Below are 5,966 nucleotides of genomic sequence, written 5' to 3'. Positions count from 1 at the left end.
TCACTTACCGTTGTATTCTGACCAACGATTACAAGTCATCGACAAGGGACATTGTTGAATTCTACAATCTGCGTGGCGGCAAGGAACGTATCTTTGACGACATGAACAACGGATTCGGTTGGAGCAGGCTCCCCAAGTCATTCATGGCGGAGAATACTGTCTTTCTTCTGCTTACTGCATTGATACACAATTTCTACAAGACCATCATGAGCAGGCTTGACACCAAGGCTTTTGGGCTCAAGAAAACGAGTCGCATAAAGGCTTTTGTCTTCAGATTCATCTCCGTACCTGCCAAGTGGATCATGACTGCAAGGCAATACGTGCTGAATATCTACACAGAGAACCGAGCTTATGCAAAACCCTTCAAAACAGAATTCGGATAAGAATCCTTTCTTTCCGGTTTGAATCTGCGTATTACCTCAAGTCGCATCGTGGGGTAAGGGGATGGTGGCTACATATTGATGTTGTGCTGTTGCTTTTTACTGAAAGCTACTACTAACGACTCATAAATCTACCCTTAATCGTGTATTGGATGATAGTTGCGGATTTTAGGATATTAAGGACTATTTGCAGGATTTGTGAAATCATCAGGGAGCAAGACTTAAGTTTTTCTCCCTTTTTCTTTGTCCTTTCAATTTTTATTTGTAATTTTGCAGCGAGATATAATGGCATATACGTAAATCAAAGTGTTATGTTATGCTTACAGGACATAAATAATCAAATAGTAAAAGAAAGGCAAACAATATGGAATCCATGCAATCTCAAACAATACAACTCACACTGCCCAAGTCTGACATTAAGATGTTAAAGAAACTTGCATCAGGTATGGGCTGGGAAGTTTCCGCTATGTCGAGCAAGAAAAAAAGCGGCATAGAAAAGGGGCTTGAAGACATCCGCAAAGGAAATGTTTATCATGCAAAGAATTCTCAAGATCTAGTTTCCCAAATACTCGAATAACCCATTGCCATGTATGAAATAATATATACTGGGCAGTTCAAACGCTCCTTAAAAAAGTGCGTCAAAAGAGGTCTTGAAATCAAGGTGTTTACAGACGCATTGGATATACTCCAAGAAAAGGGATGTTTGCCGTTAGAATACAAAGCTCATAGATTGTCGGGAAAGTATTCTGGCTGTTGGGAATGTCATCTTGAACCAGATTGGTTGCTGATTTGGCGCCAAAACGATTATGCGTTGGAATTGATTCTTGTTGATACAGGTACACATAGCGACCTGTTTTAATGGAATAAAAATCACGAGGGAAAGGTTCATCGACCCGAAAGAGTGAATCAAGGTACCTGTCCCTATGACCCACAGATGAAGGTCATTGTGGCTGTGGCTAGAAAGTTATTAGTTGCCGCATGGCATGTAATCCACGACAAGACGGATTACGTTGACTTCCAAAAACAAGATCGTCAATCGTCCGCTTCAAACGGGTGACAACGATATACCACTCATGGAAAGGCTATTATCTTTGTGATGGTTCTGACCTCGCTGGCAAATTAACTTATCCCACGGGTGGCCATGGAAGCCTGTTTGAGCCTTGAGCTCGAAGAGGAAAGTATGATAATCCCCCACATCCGCGTAAACGTGGGTGTGGGATGTTATGTGCCATTTTAAGAAATACTTGGCCAAAGTCCTTTGTTTTAGTTACTCCTTACCCGGAAATCTATTAGGTTTTATAGAGGAAAGATAGCAAACTTTATCCATTCAGAGTGAGAGAAAGGGGGACATTGTCTCTCTTTCCTCTCTGAAAAATAAATGTTTTTATTGCTTATTATCCGCACCCAAAAAGTTGCATTTATAAGTTGAACTCAAGTTGTCAAGTTCTAATGCTTCTATCTCCTGCCATTCATAGAAGCTATTATATGCTATACATCCGATAAGAACGGAGATAAGTATATACCCCAACCGTATTGTCTTATAGAAATTCCTGGATCGTTCCATTATTTTGATGATACTGATTTTTCAAACATGAATAAAAGTTTATCCTTTTCTTCCATACGGGTATTATCAGAATAACCGCCTTTTGTTATTTGATACCCACACGGCTTAACCATAAAAGTGCCTAAGCCTTTAGTGTATGAACTTACTTCTGAGGCATAGTCTTTACTTGTATTTAATGGAACTTTCCCTTCAATAAGACACCACTCATTATTACAACTGATACCTTTAATCTCAGACATCATTTTTTGCAGATCTGTAATAGCTTTGGAACTTGCTACTTGTGGTATCTGTAACTCAAAATAGAGCATCGGTTCGAGAATATCCACTCCTGATTGTTGCAAAGCCAACCTGAAGACATAAGGAGACAATTGTCTAAAATCGGCAGGGGTACTTATCGGACTATAATAAAGGGCATAAGTAAAGGTTACTTTCAAATCCGTCACTTCCCATCCATGCAATCCCGATTGGCAAGACATACGGATTCCTTCAAAAACGGCATTTTGAAAAGAATGGTTCAGATAACCAAAGGAGATTTCACTTTCGATTTGCAACCCTGACCCTATCGGTAAAGGTTCAAGAGTCAGTCCTATGGAGGCCCAGTAAGGGTTGGGAGGGACTTCGATATGGATAATCTTATTCACCTTCTTTTTAGGTCGTTCTTTGTAGATAGTCTTGATTTCATCAAAATGGGCCTTTACGGAGAATCGTTCTTCCAGCAATGTTTGTATGATTTCTTTTTGGGTTAAACCATATAACGAGATTTCCAATTCATCACTATATGAATTTATGGAAAAGGACAGAGACGGGTCTTCAATAAACAATACATTTAGAGCGGATATCAACTTGCTTCTCTCTTCGGGCTTGTCTGGTCGGACAGAAGATTTGAGGGCGGGATGCTGATGAGATAATCCTTGAATCAGACAAGGTTTAACACCTAAATAATCTCCGATTCTTAATTCTTCTATATCTTCTATAATTGCGATATCATTAGCAACCACTTCATCAACATTTATCTCTTTGCCCTGATAAATGGTTTTTAGATTTTTAATCTTGATGAATTTTTCAGAATCATTGACTTTTATAACGGTTCGAAGTCTCAGCCTTCCGTCAATAATTTTTAGAAAACTTCTTTTATGCCCTTTGGGGTCATGTTCTATTTTAGATTTTTATCGGTTTGACTTAACCGATTGAAGAATAAACTTTTAGCGAATTATTTGAGAAATAGAGGTAACGATTTAGCAACTGTGCGAATTTCAGCGTTTTGCGTTGCTATGCTGTCAAATAACTCTCTTATGTGCAAAGATACGAATTTTCTCAAAAATAGAAAATGTGTATGAATGTTTTTCTTGTTTATATAGTCTCTAATTTATAATGTTAGTATTTACAACTGATTATTAATCAATAATTTACGAGCAGTAAATCGGAAATATGGTCGTAATCTTTAATCGTGTATTCTAAAGGGAGAAGATTTTAAAACAGTAAACATCAAATCTTCCTGCGACTATATACCACCTCTATTATGCCGTTGTATTTCTTGGTACGAATCATTTCCAAGTCAATTTTCTTATCGGTAGCACCAAACAGCCTTGTGCCGTTACCGAGAAGAACCGGTATAATCGCCAGATGATAAATGTCTATTTGATTGTTTGCGATGAGTTGTTGCGCCACTTCTGCACCTCCGCAAATCCACACATCTTTACCCGATTCCTGTTTCAACTCCTCTACCAGTTGGCATACATCCATATTCCTGAAACGGATATTTTCTGTGCCCTCTTCTTCACTGTGATGAGTCAATACATAGGTCATCGCTTCCCCGTAGGGCCATTGGTCGGGAGAAAGTTCGGTCACAATTTGGTCGTAGGTTCTCTTTCCCATAATGACCGTGTCCACACCACTGAAGAATGGAGTAAAGGTGTCTTCCATCTCCACGTTTTTATCTTGTCCGCTTATCCATTCAACGGAACCTTCGCTGTCAGCGATATAGCCATCCAGACTGACGGCAATATAAAGGATTACTTTTCTCATAGGTGTATTATTGTAAAAGAGGCAGCACCATTTCAAACGGTTTATTTATTGTAGGGATATTCTTGCTTTTGCTTGCTTTACCCTTTGGCTTTAAGCAATTCTTCAATCCGACCTTTCATAAACCCGGTAAGCGCGAGCGTTTCATTTTCCATTGTTTCCCATTCGTCAGACAGGTTTCCCAAATAGGCTTCCTTTGCCGTTTTCAACAGGGAAGAAAAGGTTTCCGGCAATTGGGGAATCACCCACTCCGCAGCAACATCTTTCGTTGTCACGTCTTCGGTTTCTAATGTAAACCACATGCGGGATAGCGTCAATAGCACATTTCTTTCATCTCCCTTAACATTGGAAATCAAACCGGGTAGAGAAAATTGAATAGCCTTTTGTATTTCGCGGAACGGAATCGGGAGAATAAGTTGTTTGCAATCTGCGCCCTTCAGCGTCATACTACTTTTTCTCGCCTGCCATAATAGAATCGCTATATCAGGGTCGAAACACGCCTGCGGAATCATTCCGGCTTCCATCTCTTTCCGAAGCCACTCCCCATACATATACTCGCATTTGGGCGGAAACTGCCACGGAATAATGTCTTTTTGATGGATGACAGTTATCTCCAATGGTCTTTTTTCGGCGCAACCTACGAAGCCGGAAATTTCCAATAATTGCTTGGTCAACTCCTTTTTCGTTGACAGATTCAATTCTTGTCTGGTTATTATCAATATATCTATGTCACTGTCCGGACGCAATTTATTCATTGTCGCAGAGCCATATAAATACATTCCCAATATCTGCCCCTGCAATAGGGTTTCTGCTATGGAAACGACTTGCTTCACTTGTTGTGGGATTTCATTCCGATTGTTCATTGTATTTTCCATATAGATTTGTTTCCTTTATTCTTTGATTAATACAACAGCGTCAAATGCCAGTTCCAAGGCGGTGGATACACTTGCTTTTCCCCACTTCCGTTCTTGGTATTTATGAGGATTCGAGAGCGTGTCGGCTGTAAAAAGCAACATAGCCCATATTACTTCTCTAAATTCTGCACATGCAGCCAGTGCAGAACATTCCATTTCCACTACTTGACAGCCTTCCTCTTTGCGGTATTGCACCATTTCCAGTGTTTCTCGATAAAAACCGTCTGTTGTCCATGTCTTGACTTCCAAATATGGGATTTTCTTTTGATTTAAAGCAAATTTGATTGCACTTATTCCTGCTGTTGAAATCTTTATGTCTCTGGATGGCGGAAGATAATGGTAAGAAGTTCCCTCATCTCTCAATGCAGAAACGGGTATTAAGAATCTGTTCTCCGGAATATCTTCCAATACACCGCAGGAACCGACAGAAATAATTTCTGTCACACCTCCTGCTATTAAATACTCTAAAATCTGGACAGCAGCAGCACTCCCAACCGGAGCCGGACATAAACATATCCTTTCCTGATTATGAAAGCATTCATAGATGGGATATAATTTTGTTGCACTCTCAAATTCATCTATCTGTATTCCACTGTGGGCATGTGCATACTTTTCCACTTCATCCCCCAAAAATGCAAATACGGCTTTTTTAGGGAAGTGCTTTTTCCCATTTCCCGGCTGAAAGATTGCTTTTGATGCGGTATCGTATTCCAAAATAGGATAATCGTGCTTTACTAATGCCATACTATCATCTCCAATAAAAATTTTCTTTCTCCTTAATTCCGCAACACTATAGTTTAACATTATTTATAAGTGCCTGAGCAACAAAAAGTTGCCCAGGATTTTGCCATGTCAGAATTTTCACTTACCTTAGTGTTGCGAAAAGAAGACAAGCAAAAATCGTAACAAGGCGCTGCAAAGGTACAAATAAAATTCGAAAAACTCACACCTTTTGGAGGAATTTTTTCAATCATGGAGAAATTTGACTCCATGCTTTCACCCGTTATCGACTCAACACTGGGTCAGAGATGCAGCAGTATCTTCGGATATCAGTTCAGCGAGATAGTCCGTTCGCTGATGAGCGTT

6 protein-coding genes and 2 pseudogenes are annotated in these 5,966 nt (G+C 39.7%); 4 read left to right on the top strand and 4 right to left on the bottom strand.

All coding sequences use genetic code 11. The features are described from left to right. From CIK99_RS06530 to CIK99_RS06520, 3 genes are all read left to right on the top strand, one after another. A partial coding sequence (locus CIK99_RS06530; RefSeq protein ID WP_144007916.1) for a transposase occupies positions 1 to 383 on the top strand: 383 nt, incomplete at its 5' end. 361 nt (positions 384 to 744) lie between these two features. Beyond that, positions 745 to 957, top strand: a complete 213-nt coding sequence (locus CIK99_RS06525) for a hypothetical protein (RefSeq protein WP_094380740.1) — start codon at positions 745 to 747, stop codon at positions 955 to 957. 9 nt (positions 958 to 966) lie between these two features. Then, a complete protein-coding gene (locus tag CIK99_RS06520) occupies positions 967 to 1,239 on the top strand; it encodes a type II toxin-antitoxin system YafQ family toxin (RefSeq protein ID WP_094380739.1) in 273 nt (90 codons plus the stop codon). Between the two features lie 704 nt (positions 1,240 to 1,943). Here the strand turns inward: CIK99_RS06520 and CIK99_RS06510 are convergent. The 4 genes and pseudogenes from CIK99_RS06510 to CIK99_RS06490 all read right to left on the bottom strand — a co-directional run. Further along, positions 1,944 to 3,104: pseudogene (locus CIK99_RS06510) on the bottom strand (tetracycline resistance ribosomal protection protein); the annotation flags it as partial. A 325-nt stretch (positions 3,105 to 3,429) separates the two neighbouring features. Beyond that, positions 3,430 to 3,969, bottom strand: coding sequence for a dihydrofolate reductase family protein (locus CIK99_RS06500; RefSeq protein WP_042519993.1), 540 nt, complete (start codon positions 3,967 to 3,969; stop codon positions 3,430 to 3,432). 77 nt (positions 3,970 to 4,046) lie between these two features. After that, positions 4,047 to 4,829, bottom strand: a complete 783-nt coding sequence (ant(9), locus tag CIK99_RS06495) for an aminoglycoside nucleotidyltransferase ANT(9) (protein WP_197065809.1) — start codon at positions 4,827 to 4,829, stop codon at positions 4,047 to 4,049. Between the two features lie 27 nt (positions 4,830 to 4,856). Beyond that, positions 4,857 to 5,684 carry a nucleoside phosphorylase gene (locus tag CIK99_RS06490; protein WP_254046470.1) on the bottom strand — a complete coding sequence of 276 codons (828 nt, stop codon included), beginning with the start codon at positions 5,682 to 5,684 and terminating at the stop codon, positions 4,857 to 4,859. Between the two features lie 123 nt (positions 5,685 to 5,807). Between CIK99_RS06490 and CIK99_RS16040 the strand changes: the two are divergent. Then, a pseudogene (locus CIK99_RS16040) lies at positions 5,808 to 5,966 on the top strand (IS1380 family transposase); the annotation flags it as partial.

This window comes from Prevotella sp. P5-92 (genome assembly GCF_002251245.1).
GTDB lineage: Bacteria > Bacteroidota > Bacteroidia > Bacteroidales > Bacteroidaceae > Prevotella.
This window is presented reverse-complemented; position numbering and strand designations above follow the sequence as displayed.